At 66.9% G+C, this 18,401-nt stretch carries 18 protein-coding genes; 4 read left to right on the forward strand and 14 right to left on the reverse strand.

Annotated elements, in window-relative coordinates:
* Positions 1-132 precede the first annotated feature (132 nt).
* Both BKG60_RS19705 and BKG60_RS19710 read right to left on the reverse strand, forming a co-directional pair.
* The gene (locus BKG60_RS19705) at positions 133-459 is read right to left on the reverse strand and encodes a hypothetical protein (protein ID WP_075909882.1); all 327 of its coding nucleotides are present in this window, start codon (positions 457-459) and stop codon (positions 133-135) included.
* A gap of 10 nt (positions 460-469) precedes the next feature.
* A complete protein-coding gene (locus BKG60_RS19710; RefSeq protein WP_075909883.1) occupies positions 470-694 on the reverse strand; it encodes a hypothetical protein in 225 nt (74 codons plus the stop codon).
* 96 nt (positions 695-790) lie between these two features.
* Here BKG60_RS19710 and BKG60_RS19715 point away from each other — a divergent pair, with 96 nt between their 5' ends.
* On the forward strand, positions 791-2,038 hold the full coding sequence (locus tag BKG60_RS19715) for a TetR/AcrR family transcriptional regulator (RefSeq protein WP_075909884.1): 1,248 nt from the start codon (positions 791-793) through the stop codon (positions 2,036-2,038).
* On the opposite strand, the gene BKG60_RS19720 is transcribed toward BKG60_RS19715, so the two are convergent.
* From BKG60_RS19720 to thiC, 7 genes are all read right to left on the reverse strand, one after another.
* The gene (locus BKG60_RS19720; protein ID WP_070185627.1) at positions 2,005-2,274 is read right to left on the reverse strand and encodes a DoxX family protein; all 270 of its coding nucleotides are present in this window, start codon (positions 2,272-2,274) and stop codon (positions 2,005-2,007) included. The two genes, BKG60_RS19715 and BKG60_RS19720, sit on opposite strands and share 34 nt — an antisense overlap.
* A gap of 16 nt (positions 2,275-2,290) precedes the next feature.
* The gene (locus BKG60_RS19725; RefSeq protein WP_070946571.1) at positions 2,291-3,775 is read right to left on the reverse strand and encodes a flavin-containing monooxygenase; all 1,485 of its coding nucleotides are present in this window, start codon (positions 3,773-3,775) and stop codon (positions 2,291-2,293) included.
* A gap of 78 nt (positions 3,776-3,853) precedes the next feature.
* Complete coding sequence (locus BKG60_RS19730; RefSeq protein ID WP_075909885.1) at positions 3,854-5,236, reverse strand: cytochrome P450; 1,383 nt, start codon at positions 5,234-5,236, stop codon at positions 3,854-3,856.
* Positions 5,237-5,282: 46 nt separating this feature from the next.
* Complete coding sequence (locus tag BKG60_RS19735) at positions 5,283-5,828, reverse strand: septum formation family protein (protein ID WP_070946569.1); 546 nt, start codon at positions 5,826-5,828, stop codon at positions 5,283-5,285.
* Positions 5,825-6,460 carry an alpha/beta hydrolase family protein gene (locus BKG60_RS19740; protein WP_070946568.1) on the reverse strand — a complete coding sequence of 212 codons (636 nt, stop codon included), beginning with the start codon at positions 6,458-6,460 and terminating at the stop codon, positions 5,825-5,827. The genes BKG60_RS19735 and BKG60_RS19740 overlap by 4 nt, the downstream gene beginning before the upstream one ends.
* Positions 6,457-7,293: a bifunctional hydroxymethylpyrimidine kinase/phosphomethylpyrimidine kinase gene (gene thiD / locus BKG60_RS19745; RefSeq protein ID WP_070185153.1), complete on the reverse strand. Its 837-nt coding sequence runs from the start codon at positions 7,291-7,293 to the stop codon at positions 6,457-6,459. The genes BKG60_RS19740 and thiD overlap by 4 nt, the downstream gene beginning before the upstream one ends.
* On the reverse strand, positions 7,290-8,924 hold the full coding sequence (thiC, locus tag BKG60_RS19750; protein ID WP_075909886.1) for a phosphomethylpyrimidine synthase ThiC: 1,635 nt from the start codon (positions 8,922-8,924) through the stop codon (positions 7,290-7,292). The genes thiD and thiC overlap by 4 nt, the downstream gene beginning before the upstream one ends.
* Before the next feature lie 323 nt (positions 8,925-9,247).
* Here thiC and BKG60_RS19755 point away from each other — a divergent pair, with 323 nt between their 5' ends.
* Genes BKG60_RS19755 through BKG60_RS19765 form a run of 3 tightly spaced genes read left to right on the forward strand, consistent with a single transcriptional unit; the run spans position 9,248 to position 12,443 of the window.
* Positions 9,248-11,017: an MFS transporter gene (locus tag BKG60_RS19755; protein WP_207553889.1), complete on the forward strand. Its 1,770-nt coding sequence runs from the start codon at positions 9,248-9,250 to the stop codon at positions 11,015-11,017.
* 50 nt (positions 11,018-11,067) lie between these two features.
* The gene (locus BKG60_RS19760; protein WP_070185155.1) at positions 11,068-11,709 is read left to right on the forward strand and encodes a class I SAM-dependent methyltransferase; all 642 of its coding nucleotides are present in this window, start codon (positions 11,068-11,070) and stop codon (positions 11,707-11,709) included.
* Positions 11,706-12,443: an LOG family protein gene (locus BKG60_RS19765; protein WP_070185156.1), complete on the forward strand. Its 738-nt coding sequence runs from the start codon at positions 11,706-11,708 to the stop codon at positions 12,441-12,443. Before BKG60_RS19760 ends, BKG60_RS19765 begins: the two co-directional genes overlap by 4 nt.
* Here the strand turns inward: BKG60_RS19765 and BKG60_RS19770 are convergent.
* Genes BKG60_RS19770 through BKG60_RS19790 form a run of 5 tightly spaced genes read right to left on the reverse strand, consistent with a single transcriptional unit; the run spans position 12,421 to position 18,378 of the window.
* Positions 12,421-13,737 (reverse strand): phenylacetate--CoA ligase family protein, encoded by a 1,317-nt coding sequence (locus BKG60_RS19770; RefSeq protein ID WP_070946565.1) that lies wholly within the window; start codon positions 13,735-13,737, stop codon positions 12,421-12,423. The genes BKG60_RS19765 and BKG60_RS19770 overlap by 23 nt on opposite strands.
* Positions 13,730-14,344, reverse strand: coding sequence for a hypothetical protein (locus BKG60_RS32065; RefSeq protein ID WP_070185158.1), 615 nt, complete (start codon positions 14,342-14,344; stop codon positions 13,730-13,732). The genes BKG60_RS19770 and BKG60_RS32065 overlap by 8 nt, the downstream gene beginning before the upstream one ends.
* Positions 14,337-16,199 (reverse strand): hypothetical protein, encoded by a 1,863-nt coding sequence (locus BKG60_RS19780; protein ID WP_075909887.1) that lies wholly within the window; start codon positions 16,197-16,199, stop codon positions 14,337-14,339. Before BKG60_RS19780 ends, BKG60_RS32065 begins: the two co-directional genes overlap by 8 nt.
* Entirely contained in the window at positions 16,196-16,813 is a 618-nt protein-coding gene (locus tag BKG60_RS19785; protein WP_075909888.1) for a hypothetical protein, read from the reverse strand. The genes BKG60_RS19780 and BKG60_RS19785 overlap by 4 nt, the downstream gene beginning before the upstream one ends.
* Positions 16,810-18,378: an AAA family ATPase gene (locus BKG60_RS19790; RefSeq protein WP_070946562.1), complete on the reverse strand. Its 1,569-nt coding sequence runs from the start codon at positions 18,376-18,378 to the stop codon at positions 16,810-16,812. The genes BKG60_RS19785 and BKG60_RS19790 overlap by 4 nt, the downstream gene beginning before the upstream one ends.
* Positions 18,379-18,401 lie beyond the last annotated feature (23 nt).

Consider the following 18,401-nt stretch of genomic DNA (forward strand, 5'->3'; position numbering starts at 1 on the left):
CTGGAAGTGCCTTTCTTGTGCTGGTCGGATTGTTGCGTAGAGAACACCAATCTTTCCAGCTCAGAGGGCACTTTCCTCATTCCGACACCCCAACAACCAGCCCATTCATCGGTGGATCAAGGCTAAGCCTGTCTAGTGCGTATCGCGCTTCGGCAGCAGCGTCTCGTGTGCCGAGGATGTAGCGGCCCGGAACAGCACCGCGATCAGGGCCAGCGCCCCGATCGCGACGATCGGGATGGTCCACAACCGACGCATCGTCAGGGCCGAACCGCACTTGTCCACATACTCCTGGCCGGCGGCGTTGGCCTGCACCAGGTGAGCGCTGTACCCGGAACCGCAGGGGATCTGCATGCCGAACTGATCGAAGTCGTCGAGGTAGACCGGCAGGCTCAACAGGTACAGCCCGATGAGAAACACCACCGCTGCGGCGATTCCGATATAGACGGCGCGAAAACTCACCGTGCCCCCTTCAGGTCATGCATACGTCGGTGAACAACAACACGGGCCACGAGACGATCGCCCCCAAGAACGACACCACCGCATCGAGGCTGTCCATCGATTGCAGATGGTCGGTGTGCGTGCCGGAGCAGAAGGTGCCGACCAACAGATACGGCACCCCGAGCACCACGGCCACCACGATCAGTTCGCCGAGTGCGACGCGGTAGGCCAGCAACGTCCGCAACCTGGCAAGCACTGCACCCCCATCTGAGCTTATTGCCGTCTATGTTAATGGCTATTCTCGGCCGAACTACCATTTTGACCCGGCTGTTCGGTCCGTTAGTGTGACGGAATGGCGCGCATCTCGCCCCGGTCGATCGACAGTGGTGCCAACGGTGTGCGGCGCCGCCCGAAAGACCGAAAGGCCCAGATAGCGCGGGCCTCGGCGGAGTCGTTCAGTGCCCTGGGGTATCACGGTGTGAGCATGGAGGCCATAGCCTCGCGCGTCGGGATCTCCGCGGCGGCGTTGTACCGGCACTATTCGAGCAAGTACGAATTGTTCCGCGACGCCGTGCTCAACCTCAGTCAGCAACTCGTCGACGGTACGGCGTTCGCTGAAGAGCCCGACGGGGACCCGCGTGACCAATTGCGCAGGCTCGTGGCCGCGCTGAGCGACACCGCCTTGGTGAACCGGGAATCCGGGGGCCTGTACCGGTGGGAAGCGCGTTATCTGCGCGGCGACGACCAGAGCACCCTGGACGCGCAGGTGCGCACCGTGCACCGCCGGATCCAGCGGCCGTTGATGGAGTTGCGGCCCGAACTCAATTCGCGAGCCCGGTGGACCCTGTCGACTGCGGTTCTCGGCGTGATCGGCAGCGTCGTCGACCATCGGTCCAAACTGCCCGCCGGTCAGATCCGCGCGCTGCTCGCAGAGATCTGCGACAGCGTGCTGGCCGCCGAACTGCCCGACTTTCCGAACGCGACAGACCCCGTCGCGCCACCTACGCCGGCTGTCAATGCGACGAAGTATGAAGCGCTGCTGACCGAGTCGATGCGGCTGTTCAACCAGAACGGCTATCGCGACACCACGATGGAGGACATCGCCGCGGCGGTCGGCATGCCCGCCTCGGGGATCTACCGGTACTTCTCCGGAAAATCCGACATCTTGGCCGCCGGGTTTCGCCGCGCCGCCGACCGGCTCTCGGCGGACATGTCGGAAGTCCTCGGCGCGGCCCAGGACCCCGAACAGGCGCTGGGTGCGCTCATCGACGATTATGTGGCCCGATCGTTCGACCGCCCCGAACTCGACTACGTGTACTACACCGAACGCCTGAACATGACTCCCGCCGACCAGAAGATTCTGCGCGACCTGCAGCGGGCTGCCGTGGAATCGTGGGTCGAGGTCGTGATGCCGGTGCGCCCGGGGTGGAGCGCAGCGCAGGCGCGGTTCGCGGTTCATGCCGCGATGGCCTTGGTGATCGACTTGGGCCGGCTCATGAATTATCAGAATTCGGAGCAGGCCCGAGCCGTCGTCGCCGTCATGATCGATCTGACCCTGTTGGGCCGCTACCGGTTACGGACGGCATTGCCGGCCAGGTAGGCCACGTAGCCGAGCGTGCCGATCTTGGCCAGCTTGCGGGTCTTGGGCAGCAGGAGGCCCAACCCGATCGCGGTCTCGATGCCGCCGTTGGTGTAGATGTGCTTCTGCGTGTCCTTGGGGAATGCCGGCTTGGTGATCGACTCGAACAGCTGCGGCTTCACGAAATGTGAGATGCCGGCGCCGGCCACGCTGAGGCCGACGAACTTGGCCAGCGTGGAGTTCTTGCCCTCTGTCATGTGTGATCCTCTCTGATCAGGCAAACGTGTAGTCGCTCAACGGGAATCGTGAAGCTTCGGCGACGGCCCGGCGGGTCGTCATCGGCCGGAGCAGCGTTGCCTCGCCGCTCGGATTGAAATAGTACGACCGTGCCGACGAGCAGTTTCCGAGGGTGAACAAAGAGTCGCCCAGCAACTGCGTCATCCGGTCCAGGTACCGGCGGTTGGCCGGCTCGGTGACCTCGAACATCGAGGCGTTGCGGCGCTGGAGTTCGCCGAACAGCCGGTCCATCAACCGCATCTGATACTCCATCGTGTTGAAGAAGTTCAGACCCAGGAAGGCGTACGGGCTCGCCAGGCTCAGGTAGTTCGGGAAATACGGCATCGATACGCCCTGATAGGCCTGGAACCGGGTTTCCCGCCACCACTTTCCGAGGTTGCGGCCCTCACGTCCGATCACCTCGATGGCCGGGAAGTTGGCGTCCCACAGATCGAAGCCGGTCGCCAGCACCAGCGTGTCGATATCCGTCCGGGTGCCATCTGCGTTGACGATGCCGTCTGCCTCGACGCGTTCGATGCCATCGGCCTGCAGGTGCACATGCGGTTTGGTGAAAGTGCGGTAGTAGCCGTTGGAGAACGTCGGACGCTTGCACCCGAAGTCGTAGTCCGGGGTCAGCTTGCGGCGCAGTTCCGGATCGCGGATCGAGACGAACCGGTGCAGTTTGGCCAGGTCGGCGGCCGCGATGTTGAACCGGCGGAAGTACCGGTGCTTGAGCACCGCGGTGTCGACCATGAACGCGTAGATGGCGTCGGTGACGGCCCGGATCACCCGTTGGCTGGCTGGTACGCGGGCGAACAGACGACGGGCCTGCGGTGGGAACTTGAGGTCGATCTTGGGCACGACCCAGATCGGGGTGCGTTGGTAGACGGTCAGGTCGGCGGCCTTCTTGGCCAGCTCGGGGATGAGCTGCACGGCCGTGGCACCCGTGCCGATGATCGCGATCCGGCGCCCGTCAGGCCGGTAGGCATCGTCCCAGTCGGTGGTGTGGATGACCTTGCCGGCGAAGTCGTCGATGCCGGGGATGTCGGGGGTGTGCGGCTGCGACAGGAAGCCGGTGGCGGTGAGCAGGAACTGGGCGCTCACCTGCTCGCCGCCGGTCAGCGCGATCCGCCAGCGCGAGGACTCCTCATCCCAGCGGGCACCCTCCACGGTGGTGTTGAACCGGATGTGGCGGCGTACGTCGTATTTGTCGGCGACCTCGTCGGCGTAACGCTTGATCTCGGTGCCGGTCGAGAACAACCGTGACCAGTTCGGATTCGGCTCGAAGAAGTACGAGTACGTGGTGGTCGGCACGTCGACGGCCAAGCCGGGGTAGTGGTTGACATACCAGGTGCCGCCGAGGTCGTCCTCGCGATCCAGGATCACGAAGTCCTCGATGCCCAGCCGTTTGAGCTGGATGGCGGCGCCGATGCCGGCGAATCCGGCACCGACGATGACTGCCTCGTAGTCCCCCGGGCTCATGGTGCAGACAGTACCGCAGGTACCGGGTACTTTGTCGAGGGGTCAAAGTCGAGGGTTCCCTCAGTGCGGGCCAGATCGTCAGGTTCTCCTGGTGATGCGGGCCGGGATCGGCCCGGCCGCGATGACGGTGAACGGCGTCTCCACCGGGAAGTCGTCATGCAGGGAGGTCATGGAGACCTCGCGCACGATGGTCGCCAGCGCGAGAGTGGCCTCCAGCATCGCGAAGTGATCGCCGACGCAGGACCGTGGGCCACCGCCGAAAGGCAGGTACTGCCAACGGTTTCGACCTGCCGACCGCTCGGGGGTGAACCGGTCCGGGTCGAAGGTCAGCGGATCCTCCCACAGGTCCGGATCGCGATGCATCGCATAGATGTCGACGCTTGCCATCGAGCCGGCCTCGACGCGGTAGCCGTCTATCGTCAATTCCTCGTTGAGTTGACGAATCATCCCTGCGGCCGGCGGGCACAGCCGCAGTGCCTCGTGCAACACCCGCACCGTGTACTCCAGGTGTGGCACGTCGTCGGGGGTCAGCACGCGATCGCCGAGCGCGGCGACCTCGGCGAAAACCCCGGCCTGGATGGCAGGGTGCCGGCCCAGCGTCCACAAGGAGTAACACAGGGTGGTCGACGTGGTGTCATGGCCGGCGAGCATGAAAAGCACCAATTCATGGCCGATTTCGTCGTCGGACAGCGCTTGCCCGGTGTTCGGGTCGCGGGCCTCCATGAGCGCACGCACCAATGGTGCATCCCGATCTGGATCGTTGCGCACCTCGGAAAGGATCTCGGCGGCCAGCCGGTGAAGCTTGGCGTTGGCGGCGCGGGCCCGGCGTTGGCCTGTGGTGGGGAACCACTGCGGAAGATTGACCGGTCGCACCGCGCGATCTGCCACCCACGAGAGCGCGGTGCGCAACGCAGGCCCCACCTCCTCGGCGCGCGCATCCAGATCCAAGCCGAAGACCGAGCGCCCCAGTGCGCGCAAAGTCAAGACGCGGCAGGCGTTGTCGAGGTCGATGGTTTGGTTGTGCGCCCATCCGTCAGTCAAAGACTGGGCCGCGGCCGACATGTGCCCGGCGTACCGGGGGACATGCTGTTTGGTGAACATCGGCTGCAATGTGCGACGCCGCGGCAGCCAGCGATCGTGTGGTAGGTCGAGCAGGTTGCCACCCATGAGACGTTGCATCTGCACCATGGTGGTGACACCGCCACGGTCGACGACCCCGTCGCGCCGACTCAGCACATCGCGTGCGCCCTGCGGCGACGCGACGAGCACGAGCGGGGGGATCAGCCACCGCGGGCCCAGCACGGCCCGGGTCACCGGACCGCCGGCGTCGTGCAGCCTCTGCTGGCCCGCGGCAAAGTCGCGCAGCGAGGTGAGCTGTTGCCGGTATGGCAGGGGGTTACGTGGCGCCAAAGGCAGCACGGTCGCTGTCGCCTGAGCGTGAGCCTGCTGTATCTCGACCATGTGGCGAGTGTCGGCTCGCCCGGTCGGCGGCGAATAGAGTAGCGCGTTACCCTACTTTTCCGGTGCGGGGATTCTTGCTGGTAGCGATGCATGTCACCGTGCGGTCCCCGCGTTGCCACGAGTCTGCAGTGGGGTACAGGACGAACAGCTGAATGCCGGATTCCGAGTTGGCGTCGGGGGCGTACCGAGCGAGTGCCGGCGCGCACTTGTCGGCGTACTTGACCACTGCGGGATCGCCCGGGAAATCCCCGTCGGGTAGCGCCAGCACCGCGAACACCTCACCCTTGTGCGGCTGATCGCAACTGACCGTCTTGACGTACAGCACACGGCTGCTGTCGGGAATCTCGGCCAGGCAGTCACCCGAGCGGACCTGGCTGGCCTCGGTGGCGCCACGATCTCGCGCGAGGTAGAACACCACGCCCGCGGCGACCGCGATCGCCACCAACACCACGACACCGAGCAGCACCCACTTGAGTGCCGACGACTTCTTCGGCGGTGCCGAGAACTGGTCGCCCCTCGTGGAATACGGCTGCGGAGGCGGTGGCGGGTAGTTGTGGCCCTGCGGGCCGGGAGGGCCGGGCGGGTAACTCATGCTTCGACGATATCGACTGCCCTCAGCGCCGCGTCGACCGCAAGGGCCGGCACGTTCAGGCGCTTGGATCCGAGGTCGTGACGGGCACCTTCGATGACGACGAGTTCGGTCGGTCCGCTGACCAATGCCGCGGCCGCCGTGAGCTCGTCGACCGTGCCGAACGGATCGGACGTGCCACAGGTGAATACCGTGGGGACGGTGATGCGGGGCAAGTGCTCGGTGCGGGCGCGTTCCGGCTTGCCCGGCGGATGCAGCGGGTAGGAGAACAACGTCAACACGTCGGGTCCCGCCCCGTTGTCCTTATCGGCGGCCACCATCGATGTCATCCGCCCGCCGTACGAATGCCCGCCCGCGATCACCGGGCCATCGGCCAGGGTGCGGGCCAGCGCGATCGCCTCGGCGATCCCGTCCTGGTCTCCGGTCGCAGAGCCCGAGGGTGGCCCCTTCGGTCTGCGGCGGCGGTACGGCAGGTTGTAGCGGATGGCCAGCCAGCCGCGCGAGGCCCACTCGTCGCAGAGCTTGACCAGCATTGCCGAGTCGCGGTTTCCGCCGGCCCCGTGGGTGAGGACGACGACGCCGCGCGCCGGCCGGTCCGGTTCGTGCGCGACGCCTGCGATCGCCTCCAGGTTCATGGCTGCAACCGGAAGAGCGCGTTCACCGGGCCGTGGCCGTGGCCAAGCGGATAGTTGGCCCGAATGCATTCGGTGACCCAGGCCTTGCCGAACTCCACCGCCTGTGGAACCGAATACCCGTGTGCCAGAGCGCAAGCCGTGGCCGCGGCCAGAGTATCGCCGGCACCGTGGTCGTTACCGGTGTCGACCCGAGGGGCTTGGAACTCGTGGAAATCGGTGCCGTCGAACAGCAGGTCGGGGCTGGCCGCCGACGAGCGGAGGTGCCCACCTTTGACCAACGCCCACTGGGGACCGAGCGCGTGCAGCGCACGCGCCGCGTCGCGCTGCGAAGCGGTGTCGACGACCTCGATGTCCACCAGCAACCGGACTTCGTCGAGGTTCGGCGTGACCAGTGTCGCCAGCGGGAAGAGCTCCGTGCGCAGGGCCTCCAGGGCGCTGTGGTGCAGCAGCGGATCGCCGTGCATCGACGCACAGACCGGGTCGACGACCAACGGTACGGTTGCGGCCAGTCCTTCTGCCCGCCAGGTCTCGGCGATCGTGGTGATGATCTCCGAGGAGGCCAGCATCCCGGTCTTGGCGGCCTGGATGCCGATGTCGGAGGTCACCGCCGAGATCTGGCCGGCGACGACATCGAGCGGGACCTCGTGGAAACCCTTGACGCCGACGGAGTTCTGCACGGTCACCGCGGTGATCGCGACGCAGCCGTGCAGACCGAGCATCGCGAAGGTCCGCATGTCGGCCTGGATCCCGGCGCCACCGCCGGAGTCCGAACCGGCGATGGTCATCACCCGCCGCGGGGTGTCACCCGCGGAGGCCAGCGGCAGGTAGTTCACGTCGTCAAGGGTAGATAGACGCGGTTACCGTGGTCGGCGAACTCTTGGGACTTGGCGGCCATGCCGGCCTCGATATCTTCGGGCGCGACACCGTCGGGGTAGGCATCCCGGATGTCCTGCGTGATGCGCATCGAGCAGAACTTGGGGCCGCACATCGAGCAGAAGTGCGCGGTCTTGGCCGGTTCGGCGGGCAGCGTCTCGTCGTGGAACTCGCGCGCGGTGTCAGGGTCCAGTGACAACGCGAACTGATCGTGCCAGCGGAACTCGAACCGCGCCTTTGAAAGCGCGTCGTCACGCTGCTGTGCGAGGGGGTGGCCTTTGGCGAGGTCGGCAGCGTGCGCGGCGATCTTGTACGCGATCACCCCGTCCTTGACGTCCTTGCGGTCGGGCAGGCCCAGGTGTTCCTTCGGCGTGACATAACACAGCATCGCGGTGCCGGCCTGGGCGATGATTGCCGCGCCGATCGCGCTGGTGATGTGGTCGTAAGCCGGGGCGATGTCGGTGGCCAACGGGCCCAACGTGTAGAACGGTGCCTCTTCGCAGAGCTCTTCCTCGAGCTTGACGTTCTCCACGATCTTGTGCATCGGCACATGGCCCGGGCCTTCGATCATCACCTGCACGCCATGGGATTTCGCGATCTTGGTCAGTTCGCCCAGGGTGGTCAACTCGGCGAACTGGGCCTCGTCGTTGGCGTCGGCGATCGATCCGGGCCGCAGCCCGTCGCCGAGCGAGAACGTCACGTCGTACCGGGCCAGGATCTCGCAGAGTTCTTCGAAGCGCGTGTACAGGAACGATTCGGTGTGATGGGCCAGGCACCAGGCCGCCATGATCGACCCGCCGCGGCTCACGATGCCGGTGACCCGCTTGACGGTCAGCGGGATGTAGCGCAGCAGCACCCCGGCGTGCACGGTCATGTAGTCGACACCCTGCTCGCACTGCTCGATCACGGTGTCGCGGTACATCTCCCACGTCAGCTTGGTGGGGTCGCCGTTGACCTTCTCCAGCGCCTGGTAGATCGGTACGGTGCCGACGGGGACCGGCGAGTTACGCAGGATCCACTCCCGCGTCTGGTGAATGTCCTTGCCGGTGGACAGGTCCATGATGGTGTCCGCGCCCCAGCGGGTGGCCCACACCATCTTGTCGACCTCCTCGCCGATGGAGGAGGTGACGGCCGAATTCCCGATATTGGCATTGACTTTCACGCCGAACGCCTTGCCGATGATCATCGGCTCCGCCTCCGGGTGGTTGTGGTTGGCCGGGATCACCGCCCGGCCACGAGCCACCTCGTCACGCACCAATTCAGGTGAAACACCTTCGCGCTCAGCGATATACGCCATCTCGGCGGTGATTTCGCCGGCCCGGGCCCGCTGCAGCTGGGTGCCGCGGTCCGTGTGCACCCCGGGCCGCGGCGGCAGGCCGGCGTTCAGATCGACCGCCGCATCGTCGTCGGTGTAGGGGCCCGACGTGTCGTACAGGTCCAGATGCTCGCCGTTGGTGAGGTTCACCCGGCGAAACGGCACCCGCATCGTCGTGCCGTCATGGTTGATCTCGCGATAGACCTTTGTGCTTCCGGTGATCGGACCAATCGTGACCGACGGGTCGACCGAGTCGTTCACAAATACACTGCTCATTTCATCTCCCTACGCCGGCATGACCCGGTCAGGTTCGTACGGTCGACGGGCGTACCCGTCCTCTCAGCGCGCTCGTGCGCACTCCCGCGTGTGGTTTGCAGGCCCCAACCTAGCGCAGACGTTGCGGTCTAGGGAACCGGGCGGCGGGGTTTTCGACGTCAGGGCTGGTCGAACGCTCCGGGGCGACCTTGGCGTCGAAACCGGCGAAGCCGGGGGCGGGGTTGCTCAGCAGTTCTCGGGTTGCCTCAGCTTGATTTGCATAGCTAATATATGTGTTTTGCACTTATTGGGCCCAGCCCTCGATGGCACTAGAGCGAAGACGGATGACGACTGAGATGACGAACACGGCCGGCGACGTCGACGCTGCCCAGGCCGCGACCGCGCGTCGAAGCGGAGGCCTGGACTCCAGCCCTCTCGACGACCATCCGTTCTACAAGTGGGTGGTGCTGTCCAACACCACGTTGGGCATCCTGCTGGCCTCGATCAACGCCTCAATCGTGCTGATCTCGCTGCCGGCGATCTTCCGCGGCATCGGGCTGAACCCGTTGGCTCCCGGCAACGTCAGCTACCTGCTGTGGATGTTGATGGGCTACCTGGTGGTGACCGCGGTGCTGGTCGTGCCGTTCGGGCGCCTCGGTGACATGTACGGCCGCGTCCGCATCTACAACCTGGGTTTCGTGGTCTTCACCGTGGCCGCGATCGCGCTGTCCTTCGACCCGTTCCAGCTCGGTGGTGGCGCCGTCTGGCTGATCGGCTGGCGCGTCGTCCAGGGTGTCGGCGGCGCCATGCTGATGGCTTCGTCGTCGGCGATCCTCACCGACGCCTTTCCCGCCAACCAGCGCGGGATGGCGCTGGGCACCAACATGGTGGCCGCCGTCGCCGGATCGTTCCTCGGGCTGCTGATCGGAGGCTTCCTGTCCGAATGGCACTGGAAGGCCATCTTCTGGGTGGGCGTGCCGATCGGCGTCGTCGGCACCATCTGGAGCTACCGCTCCCTGAAAGAACTCGGGGTCCGCACCGCCGGACGGCTCGACTGGGCCGGCACGCTGACCTTCGGGCTGGGTCTGACCGTGCTCCTGATCGGCATCACCTACGGCATCCAGCCCTACGGTGACTCGACCACCGGCTGGACCAGCCCGTGGGTGCTGGGCTCCATCGGGATCGGCCTGCTGCTCCTGGTGGCGTTCTGCTTCGTCGAGCTGAACGTGCCCTCGCCCATGGTTGACATCCGGTTGTTCAAATCAGCCGCGTTCGGGATGGGCAACCTGGCGGGCCTGATGTCCTCGGTGGGCCGCGGCGGGCTGCAGTTCATGCTGATCATCTGGTTGCAGGGGATCTGGCTGCCACTGCACGGCTACAGCTTCGAGTCCACCCCACTGTGGGCGGGCATCTACCTGTTGCCGGTCACCGTCGGGTTTCTGGTCGCCGCACCGCTCGCCGGGTCGCTCTCCGACCGCATCGGCGCGCGGCCGCTGACCGTCGGCGGCATGCTGCTGATGGCGGTCACGTTCGTGGCGTTGCTGCTCATCCCGGTCAATTTCGACTACTGGCTCTTCGCGATCCTGGTCTTCCTCAACGGCCTGGGCGGCGGCATCTTCACCGCCCCCAACACCGCGGCCATCATGTCGAGCGTGCCGGCCGGTCAGCGTGGCGCGGCTTCGGGCGTGCGGTCCACGTTCTTCAACGCAGGCAATTCACTGTCGATCGGCATCTTCTTCTCACTGATGATCGTCGGGCTGGCCAACACCTTGCCGACGGCACTGACCACCGGCCTGACCCAGCAAGGTGTTTCGGCCTCAGTGGCCCATGACGTGGCGAACCTGCCCCCGGTCGGCAGCTTGTTCGCGGCCTTCCTCGGTTACAACCCGATGGCCGAGCTCCTCGCCCCCTACGACTCGCTGCACCAGACCGGGGTGAACGCCGACGTGATCACCGGGCAGACATTCTTCCCGCAGCTGATCACCGACCCGTTCCATTCCGGGCTGACCGTGGTGTTCACCGCCGCGGCGGTGATGATGGTGATCGGGGCGGTGGCGTCGATGTTCAGTGCCGGCCGCTATGGCACGGAGGCCGGAGCCGACAACGAGGCCTGAGCGGCCGGAGCCGACAACGAGGCCTGAGCGGCCGACCTAGACTCGGGCTCGTGACCACCACACAGCGCCGTGGATTCAACGATGCCATCACGAGCTTCTGGAGCTTTGCCGCACCGGCCTACGATCAGGGCTGTCTCCAACGGTGGGTGTACCGGCCCGCCCAGGATGAGGTGATCGCCCAACTGCAGCAGCGCGGTGCCCGTGCGATCGCCGACATCGCTTGTGGCACCGGTATTCTGGCCGACCGCATCCAGCGGGAACTGTTGCCTGACGAGGTGTACGGCCTGGACATGTCCGACGGCATGCTCGCCCAGGCCCGCAAACGTTCCGACCGGGTGCGGTGGAAGTCCGCCCCGGCCGAGGAACTGCCTTTCGAGGACGGTTTCCTCGACGCGGTGGTCACCACCTCGGCGTTCCACTTCTTCGACCAGCCCGCCGCACTCGCGGAGTTCTCTCGGGTGCTGAGGCCCGGGGGGATGGTGGCCGTGACGACGATGAGCCCGCGCCGTACCTTCCTGCCGCTGCACGCGCTGTCGGCCGACTTGGGTGCCCCCGCGCACAGCCCCACCGAGAAGGAGATGCGCACGCTGTTCGAGGCGGCCGGATTCACCGTCGTCGAGCAACACCGGGTGCGCCGGCCGATCTGGACGCCGATCTCCGACGTCATCACGGTGGGCGTCAAACCCGCATGACCGAGAACGACGACAGCCCGCTGCAGATTCGCGGTTCGGTGCAACTGCGTCGCGAACGTTGCGCCGCCGCGACCGCCGACCAACGGCTGCTGGACCGGCGCGGCCCCACCGACTGGGTGCACACCGATCCGTGGCGGGTGATGCGCATCCAGGGCGAGTTCGTCGACGGCTTCGATGCCCTCTCTGAAATGCCCAGGGCTGTCACAGTTTTCGGCTCAGCCCGCACGCAGCCGCATTCGCCGGAGTACCGGTTGGGCGAGGAGCTGGGCATCGCGCTGGTGCGGGCCGGCTACGCGGTGATCACCGGGGGCGGTCCGGGCTCCATGGAGGCGGTCAACCGCGGAGCCAGCGAGTCCGGCGGCTACTCCGTGGGGCTGGGCATCGAACTGCCCTTCGAGCAGCGCCTCAACCATTGGGTCGATCTCGGCATCAACTTCCGCTACTTCTTCGTCCGCAAGACCATGTTCGTCAAATATGCGCAGGCATTCGTGTGCCTGCCGGGCGGATTCGGCACCCTCGACGAGCTCTTCGAGGCACTTACGCTGGTGCAGACCCACAAGGTCACCGAGTTTCCGATCATATTGCTAGGTGTCGACTACTGGTCGGGCCTGATCGACTGGATCCGCAACACGATGCTGTCCGGCGGAAAGATCTCCGAATCGGAGTTGGAGCTGCTGCATTGCACCGACAGCGTGACAGAAGCCGTGGAAATCATCGTCGCGTCGGCGCGATAGCGCAGGAGTAGCGCCGCGGCTTGCCGGGGCCCAGTTCGGCAAGTGTTGCCACCCGGGTGACCTCGACCGGGCGTCCCAGCAGGAGAGTCAGCGCCTCGGCCACCCGCCGGCGGTCACCGGAGGCGATCACCGCCGCGACACGGCCCGCCGAGTCCTGGTTGACGCTCCACCCGCGCGCACCGGCGGCCTGCAACTGCTGGGTCAGGTCGACGCACGGCACCGCGTCGTCGGTCGCCGACACGAAAACCGTTGCCTCCCGGCCTTCCAGATCGGCCAGGGCCGGACGGCCGCAATGGGTCACCAGGCGCGCGTAGTCGCCGGTGCGGTAGCGGACCAGCGGCAGGAACTGGTTCTCGCCGCACGTCACCACCACCTCGCCGGCCAGCACTTCGACATGCACGCGCCGCGCCGCCACCACGAACGGCCCGCCGTCGTCGCTGACCGCGATCGGCCGGGTCTCGTGCAGGCCGTAGACGTCCAGAACCGGACAGTCGTAGGCCACCTCGAGGGCCTGGCGCAACGGCCCGGTCAGGGTCATCGCCCCGGAGATCAGCGCCAGCGGCCGCAACGTGGCGACGAGCGCGGGTTCCAACAGCACTTCCAGCGACGTGGGCGTGCCGCTGATCACCTGGGGATCGGTGTGCCGCAGATACGCGTCGCGCTGCGCGCCGCCGCCTGCCCAGGCACCCGGATGCAGGTTGAGCCGGGCCATCAGGGCTTCCCCGAAACCCGGGACCACCGAGGTGTAGGTGAATGCCTGCCGTTGAAACACGGTTTGTGCCAGGGCTATTCGGCGCTCCAGCGGTTCCCAGTGGGCACCCACCAGCCCCCGCAGCCAGTGAAATCCGCGGGCCAACTCATCGGGGTCGTCGGGCATGACCAGGGCCGCGCCGGTGCTGCCCGAACTCGTGCCGTGCAGAATCCGGCTCAGGTCGGCACCGGGCGGGACGAACGCTGCGATGTCGTCGACGAGATCTTCGCGGCCGATCAGCGGGAAATCGGCGAGAGTGTCCAGCGGACCTGTATGGCGGCGATAGGCCGGCAGGGTGCGGGCCAGCGCGAGGTGTGACGGCAGCCAATTGTCCAGCGGCAGTTGCCGGGTGGCCTGCTGTTGCTGGTCCGGGGTGAGACGGTGCCCGACGCGGTGGCACCAGGCCGGTGCGTGCCGGTGCTGTTCCAGGGCGGCCAGCCGCACCCGGCCGGAGGCCGACAGGCCCGGCCAGCGCTGTTCGTCGGTGAGCGCCACCTGACCGAACGGCACGTAATCATCGAGCCGCAGCGGATCGTCACTCACTGTTGTACCGTGCCGCAGCTTCTTTGGCCTTGGCGTCGGCCAGGCGGCGTTGCACAGCCATGCGATGTTCGTGATCGGCCAGTGCCTGGGCCAGCGCGCCTTCGCGGCGCACCGAATCACGCATCTCGAACAACGACCGGGCCTGCACGGCGTCCTCGCCGTGCGGCAGTAGGCCATCCCAGAGCAGGAACGTGCGCACCGCCTCGTCCCGGCGGTCCGAATCGCTGAGCCAGCGGCCGGGCTCCACCAAGGGGGCCACCCGAAACGCCAACGCCAACAAGGCTGTCGCGGCCCTCCGCTCGTCGAGCGAGACGCTGAACGGGCCGATCAGATCCGCACTGGCGAACAACCACAACCCGATGGCGGCGCCGCGCCGCGAGGCCGGCGTCCCCCGCTCGGCGATGCGCTGGGCGGCGGCCGCACAGCCGGTGTGGTTGAACACGTCGCAGGCGAGGGCCACCACGTCGACCGTGTCGGCGAGGAACGGCTGCGGCGTGCTGGCCAGCCGGGCGGCGACCTCATCCACCGTGGGGCCGGGATTCAGGCCCGACCACACCGCCTGCTCGTCCAGCCCCTCGGCAAACCAGTTGGCCAATTGTTCAGCCACGCAACACCTCCCGCCGATATACCGCGATCCGTGCGGCCAACCTTGCGCAGACGGCCGGGGCATCTGCCATGTGGTCCAGATAATCGACCTCGTAGCCGGCCTCGGCGGCCGGAGCGGCCACCGACCGGCGCCGGTCCTGCACCAACAGGGTGGCGGTATCGAGTTGGCGCCGTACCGCGGCAGCCACCGTCGAGTACTCCTGCTGGCCTGCGCCGAACAGCGACTTCAAGCCATCATCGGACAGCACCACCAGGTGGCGCAGCTCGTCAGTGCCGTGGTCGCCGGGCGGGTACCGGTGTGCGAGCAGATCGAGGGGAAACACCGTGCCACCGCTGAAGAACGTCGTCAGTTGGCGCATGATCTCCGAGCGGTCGCGGGTGTACACGCTGTCACCGGCCACTTGACCCCGGCCCGACCATGACGTGACCCGAACGCGTCCACCACCTTTGAGTACCGACAGAGCGAGGATCATGCCGGCCAGCACGGCGGGGGAACCTCGATCGGGACGCGGCATCGAGCCGGACGAGTCGATGTAGAGATCCAGCGTCACCGCTTCGGTGGTGGCGACCGGATCGTCAGGCAGTTGGGTACGGCGCCGCGTCGTCACCCCGGGTACCACAACCGGGTTGGTGGCGAGGGTGGCCGGCCAGTCCAACTCGGTGGCATCGTCGCCGAGTTCCCACGTCTCCAGCGGCCCGGGGATCCCGTGAGCGGCGACGCCGCGCCCAGACTGCAGCAGCGGGCGGATCCACGGCCGGGCCTGCGACTCGTACCAGGCCAGCATCACGGCGTTGGGATCGGATCCGTCGAACAGGGCCAACGTCTCGGCGACACCGTAACCTTGGCCCGGCGCCTGACCCGTTTCGGTGGTTCCGACCGCGGCTGCTGCCGGGTGCACAGGTGGCTCGTCGAGCCGCGGGTCGGACAGTACCTCGGCGAGTTCGGCTGCGGTGGCCGGTGATCCGTCCTGTTCGGCACACCCGCCGCTCGGCATGCCCGCGCCGGCGGCCACCATCGATTCCAGTACCAGATAGGGCACCAGGACCATACCGAAAGTCAGGGCCCCGCCCACCGGATCGGCGGCGAAGGTGCGTACCGCCTGCGCCACGTATTCGGCATCGGCAACCGGTTGCACCGGCTGACTGAGCAGCAGTTCATCCTGCAGGGCACGTACCCGCAGGGCGGCCGCCCGGTGGATGCGTTCCTTCTCCTGCAGATCCTCGCGGACCATCGACACGTCGAGTGTGGCCGGGTCGATGTGCTGGCGGGCCCGGGCCTCCTCCCGCGCCGATGCCGGCAGCACAGGTGGTTCATTGGGGCACAACGTGTTCGACGGCAGGGACCACAGCAACTCGTAGGCACGCATCAGCACCCACCACGGCGCGTCTGCGGCCGGCTCCCGGGTGGTCAGCGTGCGCCACAACGCGATCATGTCCGGTTCGGTGCCCGGGTACTGCCGGCGCTGCATCCGCACCACCCGGTCGTTGATCAGCAGGTCCGACCACAGGTTGGACAGTCTCCGGGCCGTGCCGGTGACGGGAATTGCCCGGCGCGGATCGCTGGCCACGATGGCCCGGGCCATCTGTTGCAGGAGTTTGAACGAGACCACGCGGGTGCTCGGCGACAGCACGTGATGGCCGATCTCGTGAGCGAACACGCTCACCAGATGGTGCTGGGCCCCTTGGCGGGCCAACTCGTCGATGTCGATCGAGATCGACGGCGGGAACGTGAACCACGCGAAGGTACCGGCGGCGCTGTCCCGCACCATGTTCGGTGGGTGCAGCTGAACGTTCCACAGATCCAGTGCGGCCCGCCAGGCCACCAGCTCGGTGTCGGTCGGCGTCCGCCCGGTCATGCCGGCCAGATCTCGGCCAGATAGGAGGTCGGCCGCACGACCAATTGGGCGGTACGTGGGCCGGCGTCCACAGCGCTCTCAGTGGGTGCGAAGGCCACTACGTGGCCGAATACGTCGGCGTCGATCTGCCAGCGCTGCGTGCCGACGTCCACGGTCCACCGGCCCGGCCCGCACGGTGCGGGAGCGGTGGGTGGGTGATCCCACCTGCCGCCCAGGCCGGTGAAGCCGCCGATCCGGGCGATGAACTGACCTGGTGGGCGCAGCGGCCAGTAGAACCGGTCCACCGTCTGCCCATTGGTGAAGGGGACGACGGCATCGACCGGCAGGCCCAGCACCGTGGCCGCGACATCGATTGGCAGCAGCTGTAATCGGGACAGCGCATCGGCGCGGATCCCGAGCACCCCGGCCCGCCAGGCGGCAACCGCCGCGACGCTGACCATCTTCTCGGACGGCGACGAGATGCCGTGCAACGCATGACGGTACCGGCGTGGATCCCCGCCGAAGCGGGCCACGTTGTCGGCCGAAAGGGCCAAGTCGAGTCCTGCCATCGCGGGAAGGTCGACGGCCGGCGCGGGTAGGCCGAGGTTGACCTGGTGGACGGCCCGGGCAATCACCGGCCGCTCTCCAGCCAATGCAGATAGTTCGAATACCGTTGGTAGAGATACTTCAACGCCACCAGGTCATCGAAATCCCGGCCGTAGACCTTGCCCACGCCCGACACCGCCGCGATACGTGATTCGATCGTGGTGAGGCGTCGCGAAACCTCGAGTGCGTCCAAGCCGTCGAGGCCGCCGCCGAACTCGGTGAGCAGCTCGGCCACCGGGTCCTCATCCTCGCGGGCCAGCGCGACGTACTGGCGGCACGAGGTATCGAACAGGTCGGTCAGCCAGCTCGCCGGATCGGATGCCAGCTCGCGATCGGTGCCGGTGTCGAACCGGGGATGCGCAGCGTTCGGTAACAGCTTGCCGCGCAATGCGAACGGCACCATCGCGCGGACGTCCTCGAGTGTGACGGTGCCGTTGCCGCGGAACCAGGCCAGCGCCTTGGCGTAGAGCACCAGGTTCTGCAGTGAGCGCACGGACACCCCGTTGACGGTCTGCGCGCCGAGATCGACCTGCAGATCGGCACCGGAGTTGGCGTCGATGATCTGCTCGACCTCAAGACCGGCAGTGGCCACCACATCCTTGGTCCGGTATTCGAAGCGGCGGCCACCGTGCTGGACGAATTCGAAGTGGCTGACGAAGAACTCCAGGCGTCGGCGTACTTCGGTGGGTACCGGGATCGCGCGAATAGCCTCGACCACGGCGGCCTGCTCGGCCGCGGTGAACACCAGCTCGGCCGGCACGTTGTCCTCGGGGCGGTCACCGGCCTCGACCCGGCTCACCAGCTCGTCGAGGAACCGGCTGTTGAACCCGAAGGCCTGCACGGTCACGTCGATCCGGTCACGCAGCGCCTGGATCACCGGGAACGTGCCGCCGCCGCCGTCGTCGTTGGCGGTGAAGAACCAGCTCTGCACCCCATGTTCGGGTGCCGTGACGTGCATCTGGTCGTGGCTTTCGACGTACCCCTCGGCGACCATGGTCAGCAGCGCGGACTGGGTCTTGGTCGGAATCCGGTTGTACTCGTCGACGATCTTGACCGGCGCGGTCAGCCAGCTCTTCCAGGCGATGGTGATCTCGGCCAGGCTCCCGGCCTGCACCAGATCGCGGGGCAACGGAATCCCGACCAGGTCACCCACGGTCAGCTGCGGCTGCCCCTGCTGGACGTGGCGGCGCACGTCGGCGGGCGCCGAGCCCGCGAGGACGCCCATCAGCACCGCCAGTGTGGTCTTGCCGCGGCCCGGGCCGCCGATCAACAGACACCGGCCCCCGACCGCGAAAGTCAGCAGTGGCACAAGGACATTGGACGAATAGGCCGGATGTTTCGGCAGGCTCAGGGAGGCCCCGGCATCACCGAGTGGATAGTTGACCGTGGTGTCTGAGCCGAACTCGACGTCATAGAACGGGGAGATGACGGCTTTGTTGATCAGCCAGAAGTAGGCGCGGCGCAGCTTCTCGTCGAGAGTGACGTCCGGCGCAGTGGGCGGGGTGAACAGGTCGGCGGCCGACAGGCCCGCGGCCGGTGTGTGCTCCACCGGCAAGGTCGGCGATTTGGAGACCGCGCTCCACCTCGTCGTCATGTGGCCCCTCTCGTCGGGCCAAT

The sequence above is a fragment of the Mycobacterium syngnathidarum genome (genome assembly GCF_001942625.1).
Lineage (GTDB): Bacteria > Actinomycetota > Actinomycetes > Mycobacteriales > Mycobacteriaceae > Mycobacterium > Mycobacterium syngnathidarum.